At 58.1% G+C, this 20,870-nt stretch carries 19 protein-coding genes; 8 read left to right on the plus strand and 11 right to left on the minus strand.

What is annotated here, in order from left to right:
- The 3 genes from LW884_09645 to LW884_09655 form a co-directional block, all read right to left on the minus strand.
- A partial coding sequence (locus tag LW884_09645; protein ID MCE3008590.1) for a hypothetical protein occupies nucleotides 1-477 on the minus strand: 477 nt, incomplete at its 3' end.
- 169 nt (nucleotides 478-646) lie between these two features.
- Entirely contained in the window at nucleotides 647-3,520 is a 2,874-nt protein-coding gene (locus tag LW884_09650) for a TonB-dependent receptor (GenBank protein ID MCE3008591.1), read from the minus strand.
- 145 nt (nucleotides 3,521-3,665) lie between these two features.
- Nucleotides 3,666-3,992, minus strand: a complete 327-nt coding sequence (locus LW884_09655; GenBank protein ID MCE3008592.1) for a metalloregulator ArsR/SmtB family transcription factor — start codon at nucleotides 3,990-3,992, stop codon at nucleotides 3,666-3,668.
- Nucleotides 3,993-4,571: 579 nt separating this feature from the next.
- Between LW884_09655 and LW884_09660 the strand changes: the two genes are divergently transcribed.
- Together LW884_09660 and LW884_09665 are read left to right on the plus strand one after the other, a co-directional pair.
- Entirely contained in the window at nucleotides 4,572-5,213 is a 642-nt protein-coding gene (locus LW884_09660; protein MCE3008593.1) for a hypothetical protein, read from the plus strand.
- A gap of 272 nt (nucleotides 5,214-5,485) precedes the next feature.
- On the plus strand, nucleotides 5,486-5,935 hold the full coding sequence (locus LW884_09665; GenBank protein MCE3008594.1) for a hypothetical protein: 450 nt from the start codon (nucleotides 5,486-5,488) through the stop codon (nucleotides 5,933-5,935).
- Nucleotides 5,936-5,962: 27 nt separating this feature from the next.
- Here LW884_09665 and LW884_09670 read toward each other — a convergent pair whose 3' ends face one another.
- The 6 genes from LW884_09670 to LW884_09695 form a co-directional block, all read right to left on the minus strand.
- The gene (locus tag LW884_09670; protein ID MCE3008595.1) at nucleotides 5,963-7,237 is read right to left on the minus strand and encodes an ATP-binding protein; all 1,275 of its coding nucleotides are present in this window, start codon (nucleotides 7,235-7,237) and stop codon (nucleotides 5,963-5,965) included.
- Nucleotides 7,224-7,940, minus strand: coding sequence for a response regulator transcription factor (locus LW884_09675; GenBank protein MCE3008596.1), 717 nt, complete (start codon nucleotides 7,938-7,940; stop codon nucleotides 7,224-7,226). The genes LW884_09670 and LW884_09675 overlap by 14 nt, the downstream gene beginning before the upstream one ends.
- 80 nt (nucleotides 7,941-8,020) lie before the next feature.
- Nucleotides 8,021-9,385: a hypothetical protein gene (locus LW884_09680; protein ID MCE3008597.1), complete on the minus strand. Its 1,365-nt coding sequence runs from the start codon at nucleotides 9,383-9,385 to the stop codon at nucleotides 8,021-8,023.
- Between the two features lie 156 nt (nucleotides 9,386-9,541).
- Nucleotides 9,542-10,486 carry a tetratricopeptide repeat protein gene (locus LW884_09685; protein ID MCE3008598.1) on the minus strand — a complete coding sequence of 315 codons (945 nt, stop codon included), beginning with the start codon at nucleotides 10,484-10,486 and terminating at the stop codon, nucleotides 9,542-9,544.
- A gap of 160 nt (nucleotides 10,487-10,646) precedes the next feature.
- Entirely contained in the window at nucleotides 10,647-11,003 is a 357-nt protein-coding gene (locus tag LW884_09690) for a hypothetical protein (protein ID MCE3008599.1), read from the minus strand.
- Between the two features lie 146 nt (nucleotides 11,004-11,149).
- A complete protein-coding gene (locus tag LW884_09695; protein ID MCE3008600.1) occupies nucleotides 11,150-11,701 on the minus strand; it encodes a hypothetical protein in 552 nt (183 codons plus the stop codon).
- Between the two features lie 141 nt (nucleotides 11,702-11,842).
- Here LW884_09695 and gcvH point away from each other — a divergent pair, with 141 nt between their 5' ends.
- Nucleotides 11,843-12,220 (plus strand): glycine cleavage system protein GcvH, encoded by a 378-nt coding sequence (gcvH, locus tag LW884_09700; protein MCE3008601.1) that lies wholly within the window; start codon nucleotides 11,843-11,845, stop codon nucleotides 12,218-12,220.
- A gap of 119 nt (nucleotides 12,221-12,339) precedes the next feature.
- Nucleotides 12,340-13,884 (plus strand): 2,3-bisphosphoglycerate-independent phosphoglycerate mutase, encoded by a 1,545-nt coding sequence (gpmI, locus tag LW884_09705; protein ID MCE3008602.1) that lies wholly within the window; start codon nucleotides 12,340-12,342, stop codon nucleotides 13,882-13,884.
- 84 nt (nucleotides 13,885-13,968) lie between these two features.
- Here the strand turns inward: gpmI and rimM are convergent, their stop codons facing one another.
- Together rimM and rpsP are read right to left on the minus strand one after the other, a co-directional pair.
- On the minus strand, nucleotides 13,969-14,520 hold the full coding sequence (gene rimM, locus LW884_09710; protein ID MCE3008603.1) for a ribosome maturation factor RimM: 552 nt from the start codon (nucleotides 14,518-14,520) through the stop codon (nucleotides 13,969-13,971).
- Nucleotides 14,521-14,549: 29 nt separating this feature from the next.
- The gene (gene rpsP, locus LW884_09715; protein ID MCE3008604.1) at nucleotides 14,550-15,122 is read right to left on the minus strand and encodes a 30S ribosomal protein S16; all 573 of its coding nucleotides are present in this window, start codon (nucleotides 15,120-15,122) and stop codon (nucleotides 14,550-14,552) included.
- Nucleotides 15,123-15,211: 89 nt separating this feature from the next.
- Between rpsP and LW884_09720 the strand changes: the two genes are divergently transcribed.
- From LW884_09720 to LW884_09735, 4 genes are all read left to right on the plus strand, one after another.
- Nucleotides 15,212-15,745 (plus strand): gamma carbonic anhydrase family protein, encoded by a 534-nt coding sequence (locus LW884_09720; GenBank protein ID MCE3008605.1) that lies wholly within the window; start codon nucleotides 15,212-15,214, stop codon nucleotides 15,743-15,745.
- A gap of 46 nt (nucleotides 15,746-15,791) precedes the next feature.
- Nucleotides 15,792-19,448: a PKD domain-containing protein gene (locus LW884_09725; protein ID MCE3008606.1), complete on the plus strand. Its 3,657-nt coding sequence runs from the start codon at nucleotides 15,792-15,794 to the stop codon at nucleotides 19,446-19,448.
- A 77-nt stretch (nucleotides 19,449-19,525) separates the two neighbouring features.
- Nucleotides 19,526-19,879 carry a PUR family DNA/RNA-binding protein gene (locus LW884_09730; protein MCE3008607.1) on the plus strand — a complete coding sequence of 118 codons (354 nt, stop codon included), beginning with the start codon at nucleotides 19,526-19,528 and terminating at the stop codon, nucleotides 19,877-19,879.
- Complete coding sequence (locus tag LW884_09735; protein ID MCE3008608.1) at nucleotides 19,880-20,707, plus strand: TIGR00282 family metallophosphoesterase; 828 nt, start codon at nucleotides 19,880-19,882, stop codon at nucleotides 20,705-20,707.
- Nucleotides 20,708-20,870 lie beyond the last annotated feature (163 nt).

Below are 20,870 nucleotides of genomic sequence, written 5' to 3' on the forward strand. Positions count from 1 at the left end.
CAGTACGCTGCCGGCGGCGATGGTCAGGGTGGCGCCACTACGTACATAGATATCGGTAGGCAGGCTGTATACCCCGGCAGGCAGGCTCAGGTTAGCAGCGATCTCCAGAACGCTTACCCCATTGATGGTAGTTGCGCTTATGCCGGTGTAGCTTCCATCCAGGGTAGCGGTGGGGGCAGCATAGGTAGCGGTCTGGGGGCTCCAGTTTACCCAGCTCTCGCCCACCCAGGGGGTAGCAGCAGCAGGGTCTACGGCACCTGCATAGGCAACATTGGTAAAGAAGGCATCGAGACCCGTGAAGTTCGCCTTGGTGGCGATCTCAGAAGTGATACGAGGCTTAAAGTTAGCAGGGGCCAGCGTGCCAAACAGATCTGGCAGGCCCGCCGTAGCGTTAGTGGTGTAGCGCAGGTTGCCGGTCTGGGCTACCGCGCTACTCACCAGCAGGGCTAGTAAGAAGAGAGATAAACGTTTTTTCATAGTTACAACAGGTTTTAATCCTTTTGATAATTGACAGCAAAGTTCGGAGGCCAGACTTGGTTTTCTGTTATGGCAGCTTTAAGCTTCCGTTACCGATAAAAAAAAGAGCGGTCTTTCACCGCTCTTCCTTAGCCTGGCCACTGCCAGGCAGGGGTCGTGCAGCTAGTGTTTATTTTTCCCGAGGCTGGGGCTGTAGGTTCATAGAAAAGCCCACGGTCAGGTAGGGTTGCTCAAAGTAGCGGAGGATGGATCGGTCGTCGCCATTGCGCTGGCCCGTGTTGTCGCCATTGGTGTCTTGCACCTGGATGAACTCGGCGTTCAGAATGTTCTGCATACCCACGTTGGCCGAGAACCAGCGGTTGATGTCCTTCCGGAGGGTAAAGTCCAGCAGGTGGCGGGGGGTATTGAAGATGGCGGGGTCGTTTACGTTGCCCACAAAGGCGATGTTTGGGCCCACCACATTGTACTGCACACTGGTACCCAGGCCCAGCTTTTCGTTCTCGTAGTATAGTCCGGCGTTGATCACATAGGGGGCTTGGCCCTGCAGAGGGCGATCGGCATTGTCGCCCAGCAGAGTCTTGAGGGCCTGGTCCTTAATCTCTACACGCGACCGGATAAGGGCGGCATTGCCAATGAGGGAGAAGTTCCTGAACGTAGAGTCGATAAAGCCCAGGTTTTTTCGTATTTCCACCTCTACGCCAAAGCTCTGGGCGCGGTCTGCGTTGATCAGGTTGAATGAGTTCAGCTGGGACCGGGGGTCCAGGAAGTACTCGATGGGGTCGGTAAAGTCTTTATAGAAGCCGCCCAAGGTGATGAGGTCGCCCAGGGTGGGGTAGAATTCGTAGCGAAGCTCGTAGTGGTTGATGGTAGCCGTCTTCAGCGCGGGGTTTCCGGCACGTAGCTGGTTGTACTCAAAAATGTAGAATTCGAAAGGTGCCAGCTCGCGCAGCTCGGGGCGGTTCAGGGTCTTGCTGTAGCTGCCGCGCAGGCTGTGCTGGTCGCTAAAGCGGTAGGTAAGGGTAGCCGTAGGCATCCAGATATCGAAGGGATTATCTACCTTCAGCGGATCACCGCTGGCACCATTGCCTATTTCAGACTCGAGGGTCTGCACGCTGCTTTCGTAGCGTGCGCCGCCAAATACCCTCAGGCGGGCGGTGATGGGCAGGCCTACCGCCAGGTAACCGGCATAGAGTTTTTGGTCGGCGGTATACGAGTCCTGGGGCTGAGTCAGCTCCTCCAGCTGCAGGCCGCCGTTGGCACGGTACTTGTCGGGGGCATAGCCGTAGGCAAACACGTTGGTGCGATACAGCTGGTCTCGCTCCACCCGCAGCTGGCTAAAGTCGCCAAACACATTGTTGGCCCCCGGCCGGTACTGGATGCCCAGCAGGCGCGAGTCGAAGTTCCGGTCTTTGGCCTCGTAGTAGAAGCCATACTTCAGCTCGGCATCGCGCTGCAGAAACTTGAAGGCGGTGGTGAGGTTAACCAGCCCGATGTAGGTATTCTCCGTGTTTTCGGAATAGAAACGGCTGCCGGTTTCGCGCGAGCCTACCTGGGCCGTCGCATTCAGGAAGAAGTCCGTAGAGTCTATCGGGCGTATCAGCACATACTGGCGCCAGTCGGGGATGTTCTTGTTGGCATAATTGTAGGCCGCTGTCCACTCTATCTTGGTGCGCAGAGCCTCACTCAGGTCGTGCTCGCCACTTAGCTGGCCGCTGTAGATGCTGTTGATCTCCTGGCTAAAGGAGTAGCGTGCCTCCTCAGCGGCGTTGTCCTCCAGGTTGCCACCCAGGCGTACCACGGTTTGCTTGGCGTTATTCTGGCTAAAGAGGTTGCGAAAATAAAGCTTGTGGTTCTTTCGCTCATCCAGCACCGCAGACCAGTTGTGCAGAATGCCAATGGAGGTGGTGTGGGTATAATTTTTGTCGTCAAACTCAAATAACTTCCGCTCCGTACCGGCATACTCATCCCGCTCCACATCAAAATACTGGTGGGCGTTGCTATAGCGCAGGATGGTGCTGGTACCGATCAGTGCCTTGCCCACGGGGAAGCGGGTACCATAGCCCATGCTGGCCCGCACATCGGGGCCAATGGTAGATACCTTGGTGTCCAGGTCGTTGCTCAGCTGCTTGCCCAGCTCGGCCCGCTGCGTCGCATTGAAGCCACTGGCGTTGCGCACCGTTCCTTTTTCGGGGAAGCTGCCGGGTAGGTCGTTGTCGCCATTGTAGAGGCCCAGGGCGAAGCCGCCCGGACGGTCGTGGTTCAGTGCCTCCTGGCCAGTGGTGCCAAAGCGCCAGCTGCCAGAGAGGCTGGCTGTTACCGTGTTTTTTTCGGGTACATTCCGGGTATAGATGCGCACAATGCCGCCGCCCATATCTGCATACAGCTCGGGGCTGGGGCTGCGGTACACGGTTATGCGGTCCAGCATACTGCTGGGCACAATGCCAAAGTCAAAAGCCCGGCGATCAGTCTCGGTGCTGGGGGCTATTACGTTGTTCAGCATCACCACATTGTAGCGCTCGCTCAGGCCCCGTATGTTTACAAAGCTGCCGCCCTGTAGCGTAACACCGGATACCCGCCGGATGGCGTCTCCAGCACTACGGTCTTGGCTCAGGTTCATCTGCTGCTGGCTGATGCCGGTTACCACCACATCGCTCATCTTGATGTCGCCTATCAGCGCTACGTCGTTGGTAATAGCCACGCGCTCACCCTTGATGGTGATGGTGCCTATTTCCGCAGCCTGGTCCTGCATTTTCAGGTTCAGCTCTGTAAGCTTTCCCGCACTTACCTGTACGCCCGGAATGGTGTCGGCCAGATAGCCGCCGTATTGAAAAACAAGGGTATAGTTACCGGCAGCCAGGTCGGTTATCGAGTAGTTGCCGTCGAAATCAGACTCGGCACCCTTCGTACTGTTGATCACCCGGATGTATACTCCGATGAGGGGATCTCCGGTACTCTGGTCAGTTACCTGGCCGCGTATGCCGCCCTGTGCATACAGGTGCGAAGAGAGTAGACAGGCTAGTACAGCGAGTAAAATGTAGCGCATGGGGTGTGGTAAGTAGCAGGGTGTACTTTGGCGTGCAAAGTAAATTCATCCCCTACTCCCCTCATACACCCCGGCCGACAGAACAGGCAGGCTTAACAAAATCATAACCCAGCTGCTCTTTTGTCTTAACCTGGTTCAGGCTCGCCTACCTCAGGCTCTGCTGCACAATGTCCAGCACCTGCGCCAGCTCTGGCTTGCCCAGGTAGTAAAACGTGTTCTTGCCCTCGCGTGAAGAGCCCAGCACGCCCTTATCCTTCAAGATGCCCAGGTGGTGAGAAGCAACCGCCTGCTCCAGGCCCAGGGCTCCGTAGATTTGCGTAACGGACATCCGTCCCTCGCGCTTCAGTAGGTACAGGATGGCCATGCGCATAGGATGCGCGATAGCCTTTAGCGTGTTGGCAGCCAGCTCCAGCCCGCGGGCATCCAAGTCATTCTGAAAACCAGTATTATTCTGCATTTCTTTTGTGTGCATGTCTAAAATTCCTCTTTACTATACCAAATTAAGCATCTGTTTGGGAACACATGTAACTATTTAGACTAAACGGTACAAAAAGTCGTTCAAGTTGTCGCTTTAGGCCTGATAGCGGTGAATACTCAGGGTAGGCGCAGGTCCATGCCCTGCTCTACCGCTGGCTTATCGGTGCCCAAAACTCCTGGTATCGCACCCGCAAAGCATTGGGGTTACATTTCTTACAAAGCGGGTGAGTGGGTATAGCCAAGGGGGTAGCCCTGCCGACTAGTCGGGGGCTATCCTTATGCAAAATAGCGCCGCCGGGGGTGCTGCAAGCGGGGCACTAAGCCGGCTGCCCGATCGGCTAGCAAAACCTGGCCAGACCCTGGTTTTGCGCATTCCTGAAGATCCGAAATCCCCCCTGCCTGGATTCGTACGCATCTTCTGCAAAGCAGGTACGCACTTTTGTTGAATTTTCAATCTTGGTCTATTTTTTTGTTAAATGCTTAATGATTATGTGTCTCAGTAAGGCTATATTCGCATAACACAAACCAATTTTCAATCATAATGAACGCCGTCAACTACCAATCAAGTGTGCCGATGCACAAAAACATCGAGGCCTTTATCGAAAAGCAGAAAAGCGACTTTGATAAGATTCGCCTCCTTCGCCAGGATATACTTGGCTGCCTGGCCATGCATGTGTATGCCATGATGCGGAAGGAAAAAACCGTGAACCTGCTCTTCCTGTGCCCAGACAATAGCTGCCGTAGCCAGCTGGCACAGGTATGGGCACAGGTGGCTGCCTGGCACTATTTTGGCCACAGCTGCTCCATTACCAGCCATAGTGGGGGCAGCATACCCGGGTCTATCCTAAAGGAAGCGATTGAGGCCCTGGAACGTGTGGGCTTTACTGCCAGCCCCAGGTGTGCCGATGCAGATTCAGTTTACCAGCTACTTACAAGCCTGGGCTCACCCGGCATCTGGTGCCACAGCAAGCAGGGCAGTAGCACGGTGCCCAAGGCCGAGCCGCACATTGCGGTGCTTACCTGTAGCCCCATGGAGGCCGGCAGCTTTGCCCACACGGGATCCACGCTGCGCTTCCTGCTACCTATGATGGATCCAAACCTGGCCAATGCCAGCGCACAGGCATCCTTTTACGACCGCTACAATGCAGAAATAGCCCACGAGATGCTTTTCCTTTTCCACAAGGTGAAAGAGCGGGGACTAAAACTGGCCGCTTAATCCTGCGCCAAATGCCATCGGGCAGTTCCCCTTTACAAACAAACCACAAACTTCTTCTCCTTCTGAGAATCGTCTTCTTTAAGATCCAGACAGTCTGAAAAGAAACAAATCGCCGGAACAAACAAAAAGCATCTACAAGCAAAAACAAGCTGTACGCCATGGAATCTTTTTCATGGCTACGGTTTTTTAAACCGTACAGAAGAGCAGTAGCCAAAATATGCGCAGGAGAGGTGCTGACAAGTGTATACAAAAGGGACATAAATCTCGGTGGTATGAAAGAGCAGAGCGGGCCGGAGAAACGCGAGCAGCTAAAGCAGGCCTACCTACAGGAACTCAGGGCCAGAAAAAAGGCCCTGGATGGCCAGCGCGGCCAGCAGTACCTGCAGCAGATAGAACGTGCCCTGGCCGAAATGAGCCTGGCCCTGGAGGCCGACGACAGCGACCAGTGGATTGCGCGGCTAAATAGCCAGTCGCTGGTAGAGGAGGCCAAACCAGGCATGCTGCCCGAAAGGCAGGCACACGAGACCAACGCGCCGAACACGCCACCAGTGGCCGAGAACCCAGCCCAAAGCACCGCCCCAGGCATGGCAAAAGACCCGCCACCTGCACCCGGAAACCTGGCTGAGGAAGTGCGGCAGCACCTGGAAGCAGCCCTGCCACTACCCGAAGAAGAAGCCCTGGGCCAGCCTGGCACCAAGACGCTGGGCGACCAGGAGCAGTAGCGCACACAGCACTGAACCCAGAGGGAGCTAAGAGGCGATAGGCAGCACAAAGCTGAAGGTACTGCCCACGCCGGGCTCGCTGCGCACCTGCAGCTCGCTTTCCATCTGGCGTAGCAGGCTGGCTACAATAGACAGGCCCAGGCCTGTACCTCCTTTCTCGCGAGAACGATCAGTATCTACCCGGTAGAAGCGCTCGGTAAGCAGTGGCAGGTGCTCTGCGGATATGCCCAGGCCGGTATCTTGCACATACAGCTCTACCCCCCCCTGCTGCAGGCGTGCCCCCATGGCCACCTCGCCCCGCTCGGTATACTTCAGGGCATTGCTCAGCAGGTTTTCCAGGATGCGCAGCAGGGCATCGGGGTCGGCCCACACTTGGGTTTCTGCGTCGGGCGCCTCCATGCGCAGGCGAATGCCCTTCCGGGCAAAGGCATCCTGAAAGTCGGCCACCCGGCCCTCTATCAGTGGCCGCAGGGCTATCTGCTCCGGCCTTAGGGGCAGCTGGTCCAGCTCCGAGTTTTGGAGTGCCAGGATGTCCTTTACCAGCGCAGCCATCCGCTGCTGGTGTCGGCGGATAACGGCCAGGTACTGCTGCCGGGTTTCCACATCGTCTATCTGTAGCTCCAGCATTTCCACCGCACCACTCAGGGCATGCAGGGGGTTGTTCAGCTCATGGGCCACATCCTGGTAAAACCTCCCCTGGCGCTCATACAGCTGCTTCAGGCGCACGTTGTCCTGGCGCAGGTTTCGGCTCACGTGGTTCAGTGCGCGCACAATCATGCCGATCTCATCCTTGCGCTTGCTGTCGCGTTCCAGCAGTTCGGGGCTGCGGTCGGCCAGCTTTTCCAGCACATTCTTGATGCGCACAATGGGGCGGGTAACGGCTACGGCAAAAAACACGCTGGCCAGCACCACCAGGCCCACAGTAATAAACATGGCCTGGTAGATAATCCAGCGGATGGGGCGTAGCTGGTCTAGCACATGCGCCTTGGTGGCCTGCAGCCGTACGGTACGGCCATGCTGGCTGTACTGGGCATACAGGTGCTCATCCGTCTCCCACATGCGGCTGGGTAGGGGTGTATCCAGCAGCTGTAGCCTGTAGCCGTGGGCCCGCACCATGGGCTGCAGGGTTTTGTCTCCGTCTGGCCGGGAGAGCATGTGCCGTGCCAGGCGGTGCATTTTTTGCTGCTCGGCGCGGAACATGTAGTCGCGTATAAACAGGATGGAGTAGCCGATGGTGAAGGTAATGGCCAGCACCATAATGCCAATGAGCAGCCAGCTAAGGCGCCTGCTAAGCCTCCGCATAGGCTGTGGGGTCTACACCATAGCCTACGCCGCGTACGGTATAGATCATACCGGACAGGGGCCCCAGCTTGGAACGCAGGTTCTTCATGTGGGCATCCACCGTGCGCTCATTCAGGCCCTTCTGCGCACCGGGGTCTAGCAGGCTCAGCAGCTTGGCGCGGCTGTAGGCCTTGTCCGGGTCGGCCAGCATCAGCTCCAGCACCTGGTACTCGGTGGGCGTCAGCTGCAGGGATTGCTCCGCCAGATACGCCTGCTGAAACTCGGGCTGTAGGCGCAGGGGGCCATAGTGCCGCTCGGGGGCGGGTCCGTCTGTGGGGCGGGATATGCGGTTCAGCAGCCGCTGCACATGGGCTGCCACCAGGGCCAGGCCCGCAGGCTTGCGTATATAGGCATCTGCCCCCTGTGTCAGGCCCTCCACTACATCACTCTCGCGGTCTCGGGCTGTGAGCATTATTACAGGCAGACCCTTTAGGTGCGGGGTATGGCGCAGGGCCTCCAGCAGCTGGTAGCCGTCCAGGCCTGGTACCATTACATCCAGTATGGCCAGGTCTACCTCCAGGGCGGGCAGCTCGCGGGCACAGGCGTCCCCGCTGGTATACCAGCGTACGGTATAGCCCTGGCGCCGCAGGTAGTCTCGCAGTAGCATCCCGGCATCGGGCTCGTCTTCTACCAGCAGCAGGGTGTTGGGTATAGATGGCGTCATAGAGAATGGGATAATGAAAGCGGAATTTGATTGCCCATAATAGCAATCCCGAAAGAAATTCGGTAGTCTCCACCCAAGATTCACAGAAGATTCACAGGCCTGTAGCCCGCCGCTACGTCACGGCGGTTGCAGCGGCGGGCATATTGCGCGGCTGCCAGCGCCACCAGCACCGGCCCATACACCAGCACAAAGCGTGGCTGAATGGGCACCCCCAGCAGCAGCAGGGCTAGCGGCAGCAGTACGAACCCTGTGGGCGCACGCAGTGCACGGCGCCAGCAGCCCAGGGCCACCAGCAGCAGGGCCACCAGTGTGTACATACCCAGTGCCAGGCGCTGCCAGCTGGCCCGCTGCCAGGCGGCGGGCTGCCGGGCCAGCTGCTGGCGGTAGCCATACAGCCGGTATACCAGCTGGTCCAGCTCGCGGTACTCGGCAGCCTGCACCGGGCGATACGCCGGCAGGTGCCGATACTCTAGCCAGGGGTGGCGGTACAGGGCACGCAGGTTATCGGCCAGCAGCTGGCCATGCACCTGCAGTGGGGGGTAGGGGGTGAGGGCCGCCAGCTCTGCATCGGCCTGCTGCCAGGCCTGGGCAGGGCTTTGGCCACGGGCAATGAGCTGGCTACGGCGCAGGTGCAGGGCCCATTCGCCCAGCTGGTAGCGTGCCCGGGGATAGCGCTGCCAGTGCCCGGGCCGAACCCGCTCCAGGCTATCGCGCTGCTGCCGCAGTAGCCGGGCCAGCGGGCCGGGGGCGGCCTGCTCGGGGGCCAGGGCACTGGCATTGTCCCACAGCCGCTTGCCCTGCACGGGGTAGTGGTGGTGGCCCTGCAGCCGGTGGCCCAGCTGCTCTATCCCCACCACCAGGCCCAGGGGGAGCAGGAGCAGGGCCAGGCTATGCCCAACTCCGGATCGGGCTCGCCAGCTGCGCAGGCCCACCCACACCGCCACGGCGGGCAGGCTGAAGAGTGCCTGGTACCGAAACAGAAAGGCCAGGCCCAGCAGCAGCCCCAGCTGCCAGGCCGGGGCGCGGCGCAGCAGGGCCGTAAGCAGCAGCAGCAGGCTGGCCATAAACAGTGCCTCGCTCTGTAGCGAGAGCAGCAGGTAGGCAGGCAGGGGGTCTAGCCCCAGCCAGAGGGACGGGAGCAGGGCCACCCAGCCCCGGAGGCGCAGGCCGTAGTGCAGCAGGGCGGCCAGGCATAGGGCAAAGGCCAATGTCTGAAGCAAGACGGGCAGGTAGGCCGATGGCCACAGCCTGTGGCACACGGAAAGGAACATATTGGTGCCGGGGGGGTGCAGGGGGTGCCAGTGCAGGGCACCGGTCAGGTAGTAGTGCAGGTCGGGCTCGTACTGCGGGCCGGCCAGCAGCAGGTAGCCCCACAGCGGCAGTAGCGTGGCGAGGGCCAGCCACCAGAAGGCGTATCGACCAGGGTGGGTGGCGGGGCGGCGCATGCCCCAAGTTAGGGCTTTGTGCGCTGCTAGAAGGGTAAAATTTATCTCTTTGCGTACGCACACGCTGGGTACAGCGCAACTCTAGCTAGCAAAGCCAATCGACTACTAGGCTACGCTGCCTGCATGGGCAAGGGGGTTAAGTACCTACCAAGTACCCTAAAGGAAATCTAAGTGCTTACGTATGCGATCTATATCAGTTTTATAGACTGGGTCGATGGAAGTAGCCTGGCAGTAATCGTGATAAGCATCCGCATATTTTTCCTGCATTTCATAGATTAATCCACGATTATGATAGGCAACTGCATAATTGGGGTCTATCTCTGTAGCACGGCTGTAGTCGGCGATTGCACCTATGCTGTCCGTTTTACGCTTCGCATTACCACGTGTGAAATAGGCCAAAGCATTATTGGAATCTAGCTCGATCGTCCGATTATAGTCGGCTATTGCACCTTTATTATCGTATCGCGTAGCCTTCATTTTTCCACGCATGTAGTAGGCCGATGCATAACCAGGATCCAGCTTTATTGCCTGGCTGTAGTCGCTAATTAGGCCTACGCGTCGAGCACGGTTCGTTTGGATATATTTTAAGTTAGCACGCAAAAAATAGGCTAGCGCACAATCTGGAGCCCTTTCAATCGCCCAGTTGTAGTCGGCTAGTGCGCCTTCATACTCGTATCGATTATGATTCATGTTTCCACGTATAAGATGGGCGGTTACAGGGTAATATATAAATAAATCAGGATGATTATCTAGCAAAATAAAAGCTTTCTCATAAGCCTTTTCATGAGTTCCAGTTGTGTAATTTTCTATGAGAAGCGCACTTATAATTAGAAAAATAAATAATGAGTCCCATGCTTTGTTCCCTGTTAAAATTGAATCTAGTTTTTCAGAAATCGTCTCCTCGTAAGTACCATTCACTAATTCAAAAGCCCCTTCTACCTGCTTACGCATGGTCGGATATTTGGCAAATAATGCTTGTACTTTATCCTCTACTTGTTGTTTTCGGTAGTCCCGCCACCACGCCATGTACTTTGGCCCCAGGGTTAGCTCGTACAGTTCTTGTACCAGGCTCTCTTCATCTGTGTGACTAGCCTTCTTCATGTCTAACGGGATTGAGGGATTCCTACCTTGGCACTAGAATGGTTAAACCCACAGTAAACACTCGACGCAAGACACCAGCGAGAATGTAGCCCACCCATAGGCGTTTGGGTGTATTGTCACCCGACCCAATCCGCCCCACAGGCCGTAGGGGTTGCGGTGCTCAGGAGGGGGTTTTGCCAACCTTCATCTGCTTGCTCTCGGGCGCGTGGGCTACCAGCTGCTGCTGGTTGTCCAGCACCTCTTGCAGCACCTTTAGCACATCGGGGCCGGGTTCGTTGTGGTTCAGTTTTTCCAGGGTCAGGGCTTCTATCATGGATCGGAAGCCAAATTGTAGCTGCAGCCGGCGCAGGTACTTCTCGTAGCGCAGCATGATCCAGGCCTCCAGGGTACGCTCTATGCGGGTGGCCCAGGGGGCGGGCAGCAGGGCGGTGCACCAGCCGAAGAGGTGGCCAAAGTAGTAGAACCAGCGTGCGTACCAGATGGGGCGGCTGCGGCGGCGGCGCAGCAGGTCGTTCAGGAAGGCCGTGTGCTGGGCCTTTCGCTCGCGCAGCAGGCGTATGCGGTCTCCCCCGCTGTGCACCTGGCGGTACCAGCCCAGGCGCATACTCTCGCGGGCGTGCAGGTCTCGCAGCAGGCGGCGGGTGGTGCGGGCGAAGTTCTTTTTCATGAGGGCTTGGCAAATAGGTCCATCCAGCCACTTAGCTGCAGCAGCTGCCGCTGCCTTAGCAGGGGGAGCAGTCGCTGGGCAATATCTTCAAATAAGCGTAGAAAGTCGCTCATCTGCTGTACATTCTGCACAAACTCAGCCTCCTCTTGGGTAAGGGGCCGCTGTGCCTCGTCAGCATGGCGGCGCACCTCCTGCTCTATCTGGCTTACACGCCCTATCAGGGGTTGTATCTCGCGCTGGCGGCGCTCTTCCAGTATGTGGTAGGTCAGCTCCCACACGTCTTTTTGCGCCACGTAGTAGTCTCGCCGCGTGTCGGGCATCTCCACCCGTTCCACAATCTTCCAGTCCAGCAGCTTGTGCAGGTTTATGTTTGCATTTCCACGGCTGATGGCCAGGGCCTCCATCACGGCATCCGTGTCCAGGGGCTGGGCGCTTACATACAGCAGGGCATATACCTGCGCCATGGTCTTGCTCACGCCCCAGTGGCCGGCCATCTCGCCCCAGCAGCTTATAAGCTCCTGCTTGCTCTCGTCCAAGGTATCGCCCATCCCGCGCTAAAGATCGGAATAAATCATTTTCACTAAAATTTGAAAACAAAAAGAAAGGCACTGGCTTCTGTTTTTTTGCGTGCCCAACTCCTATATTTGCCCCGAATCATTAATGCACCGTAGACACCAACTGTATACACCATGAACATCCCAAAGGACCTGCACTATACCAAAGACCATGAATGGGTACGCATAGAGGGCGATGTAGCCACGATTGGGATTACTGATTTTGCACAGAAGGAGCTGGGCGACATCGTATTTGTGGAAGCAAACACCGTAGGTGAGCACCTGAAGGGGGGAGAGGTATTTGGCACCGTAGAAGCCGTGAAAACCGTGAGCGACCTGTTTCTGCCCATAGCCGGAGAGATCCTGGAGCTGAACGGGGAGCTGGATGGCAATCCGGAGCTGGTAAACACCGATCCCTATGGCAAGGGCTGGATGGTGAAGGTAAAGCTGGCTGCCGGGGCAGACAAAGGCGAACTGCTGGCCGCAGCTGCCTACGAGAAGCTGATAGGCTAGTGCCATGGCCCAAGCGGGCACAGACCGCAGGCCAGGCAGGCAACCAGAAAGAAACAGGACAGCAGGGGCTGTCCTTTTTTTATGTCTTATCTTAGGGTGTATTCCCGCAAGCTAGATCTATGAGCCGAAAAGTACTGCTGACCATCCTGGATGGCTGGGGCCTGGCCGAAGACCCCCGTGTAAGTGCACCCGATAGGGCCCACGTACCCTTCTACCAGATGCTGATGCACCAATACCCGCACAGCAGGCTGCAGGCCAGTGAGCAGGCGGTGGGCCTGCCGGCAGGCCAGATGGGGAATAGCGAGGTGGGCCACATGAACCTGGGGGCCGGGCGCGTGGTGTATCAGGAGCTGGAGCGCATCCACCTGGCACTGGCAGACGGCAGCCTGGAAAAGACCGCCGCCTTTCAGGATATGGTTGCCTATTGCCTGGCCTATAAGCGGCCGCTACACCTGCTGGGGCTGGTAAGCGACGGCGGTGTGCACAGCCACCTGGGCCACCTGCTGGCCCTGCTGCCCATACTGAAGCGGGCCGGACTGACGGAGGTGTACCTGCACGCCTTTACAGACGGGCGAGACACAGACCCCCGGTCGGGCCTCAGCTTTGTGCAGCAGGTACTGGCCGCCATGCAGCAGCAGGGCATAGGCCAGCTAGCCAGTATATGCGGGCGCTACTATGCCATGGACCGCGACCAGCGCTGGGAGCGCACACACCGTGCCTACCAGCTGCTTACGCATGGCCTGGGCCACCCCACTACCGACCCCCTGGCAGCCATACGGGCCAGCTATGAGCAGGGAAAGACAGACGAGTTTATAGAACCCATTGTATGCATGCACGGCGGGCAGCCTGTGGCCTGCATAGAGGCAGAGGATGCCGTGCTGTTTTTCAACTTCCGCACCGACCGGGGCCGCCAGCTTACGCGCGCCCTTACGCAGGAGAACCTGGCTGAGCACGGCATGCATACCCTGCCGCTACACTTCACCACCTTTACCCGCTACGACGACCGCTACAAAGGGGTGCAGGTTTTCTTCGAAAAAGATGAGCTGAAACACACCCTGGGCCAGGTGCTGGCGGCGGCCCACCTGCGGCAGATCCGCATAGCCGAAACAGAGAAGTACCCACACGTTACCTTCTTCTTCAATGGTGGGATGGAGACCGCCGCCACCGGCGAGGAACGCATCCTGATCCCCAGCCCGAAGGTGGCCACCTACGACCTGAAGCCCGAGATGAGCGCCTATGAGATACGTGATACCCTGATCCCCCGCATACAGCAGGGCGATGCGGACTTCATCTGCCTGAACTTTGCAAACCCCGATATGGTAGGCCATACGGGTATATGGGAGGCAGCCGTAAAAGCCGTGGAGGCGGTAGATGCCTGCCACCAGGCGGTGGCCGAGGCGGCGTGGGCGGCGGGCTACACCTGCATCAGCCTGGCCGACCATGGCAACTGCGACCGCATGCGTAACCCCGATGGCAGCCCACACACAGCACATACCCTTAGCATGGTGCCCTGTATCCTGCATGGGCAGGATGCCCGGCAGTTCCGCATCCGCGATGGAAAGCTGGGGGACATTGCGCCCACCATCCTCCACCTGATGGGGCTGGAGATTCCGGCCGAAATGACGGGGAACATCCTGGTGGAGCCTGTCAACACAAAAGAGTAAACCGCCCGCCGGCATAAACGTTGGCAAAACGGGGTTTTTCGCTAACCCACCCAGATACACCTCCAGCAGGCCCTACGGGCACACCTATGCGCCTGGCCCGCCCAGATAGACGTCCAGCAGGCCCTCGGGTAAGCGCAGGTGTAGCACACCCGCTTGCTTATCAAGGCCTACAATAAAAGGCTCGGCCAGGGGGATGAGCACTTTGGCACCCTGTGCCGCCACCTCCAGCACATCTTGGCCTGGCATCTCCAGCACCTGAATGATGGTGCCAATCTCGGTACCTGTGGCGTCATCCACGGCTAGCAGGCCCTCCAGCTCATGGCAATAGAGCTGCCCGGGTTCTGGCCGGGGCAGCTGGCTGCCGTGCACGCGCACAGCCTGGTTACGAAGGCGCTCGGCGGCGTTTCGGTCGTCCACGCCCCTCAGCTTAAGGCCCACGGCCTGTGTGTCCAGGGGGCGTATCTGCTCTATCTGATGGGGGGTAGTAAAAGCATCGAGCTCAAGGAAGACTTCCTTGAGCTCGAGATAAGGTTCTACAGGCTTGTGCGCAAGCAGTACTTTCAGTTCGCCTTTTATGCCCTGGGGCTTCACCACTTTCCCAATGTGCACATCGGGCTTTGCAGAGGGTGCTGGCATAGGGCAGATACTCGGCGGTTCAGGCCAAACTACTCAGCAGCATTCTCGGCCACTTCGGCAGTGGGTGCGCTGGCGGCCTCTGCCTCATCGGCAGGTGCCTCACCCGTTGCTTCGGCCTCGGCGGCCTTGGCAGCAGCGGCAGCTTCCTTGGCAGCCTCCTCCAGGCGGGCCGATATGGCCGCTGCACGCTCTTTGCGTTTGGCCTGCTCTTGGGCATGGGCCGCACTGGCTAGCTCCGTCTTGGATTTTTGTATGGCAAACTGGGCCGTTTCCTGCTTCTTGTCGCGGGTCGTTTTCCAGTCTTGGTAGGCTTTTTCAATCTCTTCAGCCGTCTTGCCCTGCTTATGCAGGTGGTGGCGTAGCAGCACGCCCTCCTCGCTTAGGATGTTCTTGACCGTATCGGTGGGCTGGGCACCCTGCTGTAGCCACTTTAGGGCTGCTGCAGCGTCCAGCTCGTAGCGGTCAAATTGCTTGTGTGGATCGAAGGTGCCCAGTTTCTCAATGAAACGACCATCCCGAGGTGAGCGGGCATCGGCAGCTACGATCCTGAAGAAGGCACGGTGCGTGCGTCCTTGACGTTGAAGTCTTAGTTTAACAGGCATGATAAATAAACAGATTTCGCTAAAAATGCGGAGGGCAAAGTTAGGGCTTTTTTGTTTTATCCACAATTTGATTTTCATAAATTTCAGGGATGAAAGCACTTCTGAAATCTCTGCGCGGGCATAGCCCGCAGGTCCACCCCACGGCCTTTGTAGCAGAAACCGCCGTACTGATTGGCCAGGTGCAGGTGGGCGAGGGCAGCAGTATCTGGTACAACACCGTGCTGCGTGGCGACGTGAATGCCATACGCGTAGGCGCCCGGAGCAACATACAGGACGGGGCCGTGGTGCACTGCACCTACCAGCATACCGAAACACACATAGGCGACGAGGTAACCATAGGCCACCTGGCCATGATACACGGCTGCACGATACACAGCCATGTACTGGTGGGGATGAGCTGCACCGTGCTGGACCAGGCCGTGATAGAGCCGGACGTGATACTGGGCGCGGGCAGCCTGGTGCTACAGCGCCAGGTGCTGGAGAGCGGCCACCTGTATGCCGGCAGCCCTGCACGCAAACTGCGCAAGCTAAGTGAAGAACAGATGAAGAGCATCCGCCACTATGCCACTCAGTACCAAATGTATACCGATTGGTACCTTTCGGAGCCGAATATTGGCAGTTGACGCGCATATTGACGGCTCATGCACGTTTTACAGATAGCTTAACCGTATGAGTACGCGTCCCTGCATCCAGGTATTTTTCATCGGGCTACTGCTGTGCACCTGGCTAGTGCCGGTGGGGGCGGCCATGGCCCACGGTGGCGCGCACGAGGCCGCGCCGCCCTCCTCTGCGGTTTCCTTCATCCCAAACGCAGGCCAGTGGGATCCGCAGATCCTGTACATGGCGTACCTGCGCGGGGGGCAGGCCTGGCTTACACACACAGGCATCAGCCTGCTGTACTATGAAACCGACAGCCTGGAGTACATACACGACCTACCCCGCTATAGCGAGGAGGTGGTAACCTTCGGCGCACACCTGCTGAAGCTGAAGTGGCTGGATGCCCCGGGGGCCAGCAGCATAGAGGGTAGTGCGCCCCGGCCGGGTGCCTTCAACTACTTTGTGGGCAACGACCCCGCAAAGTGGGCCAGCGGCCTGGCCCTGGTGGGTACGGTGCGGTACCGAAACCTGTACCCGGGCATAGACCTGGAGGTAACCGGCAGCGCGTCGGGAGGCCTGAAGTATAACCTGATAGCCCAACCCGGGGCAGACCTGGACGAGGCACGCTTTGTGTACGAGGGGGCCGACAAAGTGGAACTGATACACAACACCCTGCACATACACACCAGCATAGGCGTGCTGCAGGAGCAGATGCCTGCCGCCTGGCTGGGCAGTGGGCACGGCCAGCGCCCGGCACAGGTGCAGTATACGCTGAACCGCAGCGGTGCCCTGGGCTATGCACATGCCGGCAGGCGGACTGAGGCCCTCACCATAGACCCGGTGCTGGTGTTCAGCACCTATTCCGGCTCCAATGCCGACAACTGGGGTATGACCGCCACCTTTGACGAAGCGGGGAATGCCTACTCGGGCGGTGTCGTCCACAACTTTGCACCCACCACCGGCCTCCTCAGCCCGGGGGCCTACCAGGTAGCCTACTCGGGTGGTACCGGCCTGAACAACGAACAGCTGGGCTCGGATGTGCTTTTCTTTGCCTCGGACTGTATGCTCATCAAGTTCAGCCCAGATGGCCGCCAGCGTGTGTGGGCCACCCTGCTGGGTGGGGCGTCCAACGAGCATCCGGCTAGCCTGATTGTGAACGCACAAAATGAACTGTACATATACGGTGCAACACTGAGCGCAAACTTCCCAACCGCAAATGCCTACGATGCCAGCTATAATGGAAACGGCGACCTATTCGTGGCACGCCTTAGCCAAGACGGCACTCAGCTGCTGGGCAGCACCTATGTGGGCGGCAGCGGGCTAGACGGCGTAAACCAGTGGCAGGTTATCGTAGGGGGAACTAACTACCTGAACCCGCTGCGCAGATTTGTGGGCGACGAGGCACGGGGAGAAATCATCCTGGACCAGAATGGAGATGTGCTGGTAGGAGCCACTACCCGCAGCCAGAACTTTCCGACTACCGCCGGGGTGTGGGGTGCAGCTCCCGGAAATTCCGGTGCCGACCTGCGCACCAGTCAGGATGGCGTTGTATTCCGGCTCAGCAAAAACCTCAGCACACTGATGCAAAGTACCTATGTGCCCGGCAACCGGAATGATGCCGTGTATAGCCTGAAAACAAACCGGGACAATGAGATCTACCTGACGGGCGGAACACAGAGTAATACCGGACTGGGGATACCCGCCACCGCCTGGCAGGCCACACATGCCAACTCCAATGGGGCCGATGGCTATCTGCTACGCCTGTCGGCAGACATGAGCACCGTGCTGGGTGGCACCTACATAGGCACCGCAGCCTATGACCAAGCCCTGCTGGTAGAGCTGGACCTGGACGGAAAACCCTACGTAGTGGGAAACACCGAGGGGGCCATGACCACCCAGGTGGCCGCCGGCGAAGATGGCATCTTCAGCACCCTAAATGGCCGGCAATTTTTCATGCGCTTTGCACCCAACCTGCGCACGCGCGAGCTAAGCAGCGTGTGGGGCAGCGGTAAGACCGAGCCCGACATCAGCCCCACGGCCTTTCTGGTAGACGACTGCTACAACATCTACGTAGCCGGCTGGGGCGGAGGCACGCTGCCAAACGGCGAGAACAACATAAGCAACATGCCCGTTACGGCAGATGCCGTAAAGCCTACCACCGAGGGATCGGACTTCTACATGCTGGTGCTGGCGCAGAATGGGCGGAGCCTGGTGTATGGCAGCTACTTTGGCGAGGCAAACTTTGCAGCCAGAGACCATGTGGATGGCGGCACCAGCCGCTTTGACAAACGGGGCAAGGTATACCATGCCGTGTGCGCCAGCTGTGACGGGCTGGACAACTTTCCCACCACACCCGGGGCCTACAGCAGGGTGAATGGATCCACCAACTGCAACAATGCTGTCTTCAAGTTCGACTTTCAGATTATCAACCGGGCGCAGCCCAAGCTGACCGCACGAAACCTGAATACCACCGGCTGCGCACCCTTCACCTTTGAGTTTCTCGCAGACGGAACCGAGTCTCTGCTCCCAGGCTTTCCCGACCCCTCCGTCTTCCGCTGGCATTTTGGCGACACAACCACCGGGGCCATCAACACCGGCCTGGGAAACCCCAGCGTACACGTGTACGAGAACCCCGGCATCTTCCGGGTAAAGCTGGTGGCAGGCTATCCGCCAGGTATCGCATGTAGCTTCCCGGACAGCGTAGAGCAGGAAATCATTGTGTATGAGGTGCGTAATCCCGGCTTTGAAGCTGAAAACAATCCCTGCGAACTGGACGTAGTGCTGAAAAACACCACCGAGGTGGGGGTAGTGTACCAGTGGATCTTCCCCGATACCGTGGGGGCCCTCCGCGGAGATACCCTGGTGCGCAGAGACAAGAACAGCTTTGTCCGCACCTTCCGGTCATCGGGCGTGTACCCCATAAAGCTGGTGGTAAACCCGGGTACCGTGTGCTCTCAGACCGTGGAGTCGCTCGTAACGGTGGGCCTGCCCGAGCGCCTGGACCTGGGCAGCCGGCGCGATGCCTGTAGCTTCACCTACGCCCTGGAGGCCGAAGACTTCAATACCTCCAGCTGGCTCTGGGACTTTGGAGACGGCAACACCAGCACCCAGCGAAATCCCACGCACACCTATGCAGCACCAGGCACCTATACCCTTACCTACACGGCCTTCAGCACAAACGGCCTGTGCAGCGTCCGTTTCCAGCAGCAGTTTCTGGTACCCCGGGCACCGGAGGTGCGGTTTACCATAGACAGCAGCAGCTGCCTGGGCGAGTATAATCTGATCTTCCAGCCCAATGGAGATGTTGCCACCCAATACTGGGTTGTAAACGGAGACACGGTACGAAACCAGGTGGTGGACCTGAACCGATACGGACCCGGAAGGCAGGAGGTGGAGCTGGTGGCCCGGGACAAAGACCAGTGCGGGCCTACCTACCGCCAGACGCAAACTTTCTACAACTCAAACTTCCTGGAGCTCTCCATACCCAATGTATTTACCCCAAACGGCGACGGGATAAACGACTACTGGCGGGCAGAGCTGGTGAACCCAGACTGCTTTGGCGACGTGCAGGTGTACAACCGCTGGGGAGAGGTGGTGTATGAGGCAAATGTACGTGGCGAGGGATGGGACGGACGAGTAGGGGGAGAAGATGCGCCCGAGGGGGTGTATGTGTACATTCTCAAGATTGGTAAAATCGAAAAAGTAGGCACCATTACACTTGTCCGCTAGGCTACCCGGCCACCCTGCCGCGTTTTGGCCAGCACACAGGATTCCTTATATTTGTATCCGGACATAAACTGTAAACTGTGGACTACAACGAAAACCGGAGAGGCGAATACGACCAAGCCAACGAAATCTACAGCAAAAGAATAAAGGCGGGGAAACGCACGTACATGTTCGACGTACGGGCCACCCGGGGCAATGACTACTATATAACCATTACCGAGCGGAAACGAGACCACGACGGGGATGGCTACTACAAGCAAAAGCTGTTTTTGTACAAAGAGGATTTCAATAAGTTCCTGCGGTCGCTAGAGGAAGTTATCCTGCATGTAAAGGAGGAACTGATGCCCGACTTTGACTACGACCAGTTTGACCGGGAGCGCCAGGCCGAGCAGGAACCGGGTGCGCTGTACCACGAGCAAGACACCAATCAATAAATGCGACTCCTCTTTATCGGCGATGTAGTGGGCGACATCGGCGTGGCCTGTGTACAGGCATTGCTGCCCGGCCTGATTACGGCTCATCGCATTGACTTTGTGGTGTGTAATGGCGAAAACAGCCACGAGGGGCGCGGCATAAACGAAGTGATCTGCAAGCGCCTGCACAAGGCGGGTGTGGACGTGATAACCGGAGGCGACCACAGTTTCGACAAGCACCTGATATTCCCCTACATGGCCCGGCACAACACCCTGCTGCGCCCGGCAAACTACCCAAAGGGTGCACCCGGGCAGGGCTTTGGGCTATACGAAACCGCAAAAGGCATACAGGTGGGCGTTATCAACCTGCGGGGCAATACCTTTTTCCAAAACCCGGTGAACTGCCCCTTCACGGTGGCAGACCGCCTGATACAAGACCTGGGCACACATGCACAGGTCATTTTTATGGACTTCCACGCCGAGGCCACGGCGGAAAAGAAGGCCATGGGCTGGTATGTGGATGGCCGCATAAGTGCCCTGTGTGGCACGCACACCCATGTGCAAACAGCGGACGAACAGGTGCTGCCTCACGGAACAGGATACCTGACAGATGCAGGTTTTACCGGCCCACATCACAGCGTGATCGGGATGGATATCGAAACGGCCATCACCCGCTTTCGGATACAAATCCCGCAACGCTACAAGCTGGCCGAAGAAGCACCCATGCTGCATGCTGCCATCTTCGACCTGGATGAAAAGACCGGAAAAACCCGCAGCATACAGCGGCTAAGCGAAGTGGCCAAGCTGGAAATACCAGCGGGCACGGAGGCACAAACAGATACCCCCTGATGCCGGCGCACGGGTGCCGAACTGGTGCGAAGTCGGCACTGCGGTTAGCAGTATCCCTGCCCTAGCCCGTAGGCTATTCTGCACACACCGTACGAGCATGCTGGCTGATGCACACCCACAGCGGGACGAGTACTTCCGCAATAGTCAACGGACGCGCCAGGAC

Source organism: Bacteroidota bacterium (assembly GCA_021300195.1).
Taxonomy (GTDB): Bacteria; Bacteroidota; Bacteroidia; order J057; family JAJTIE01; genus JAJTIE01.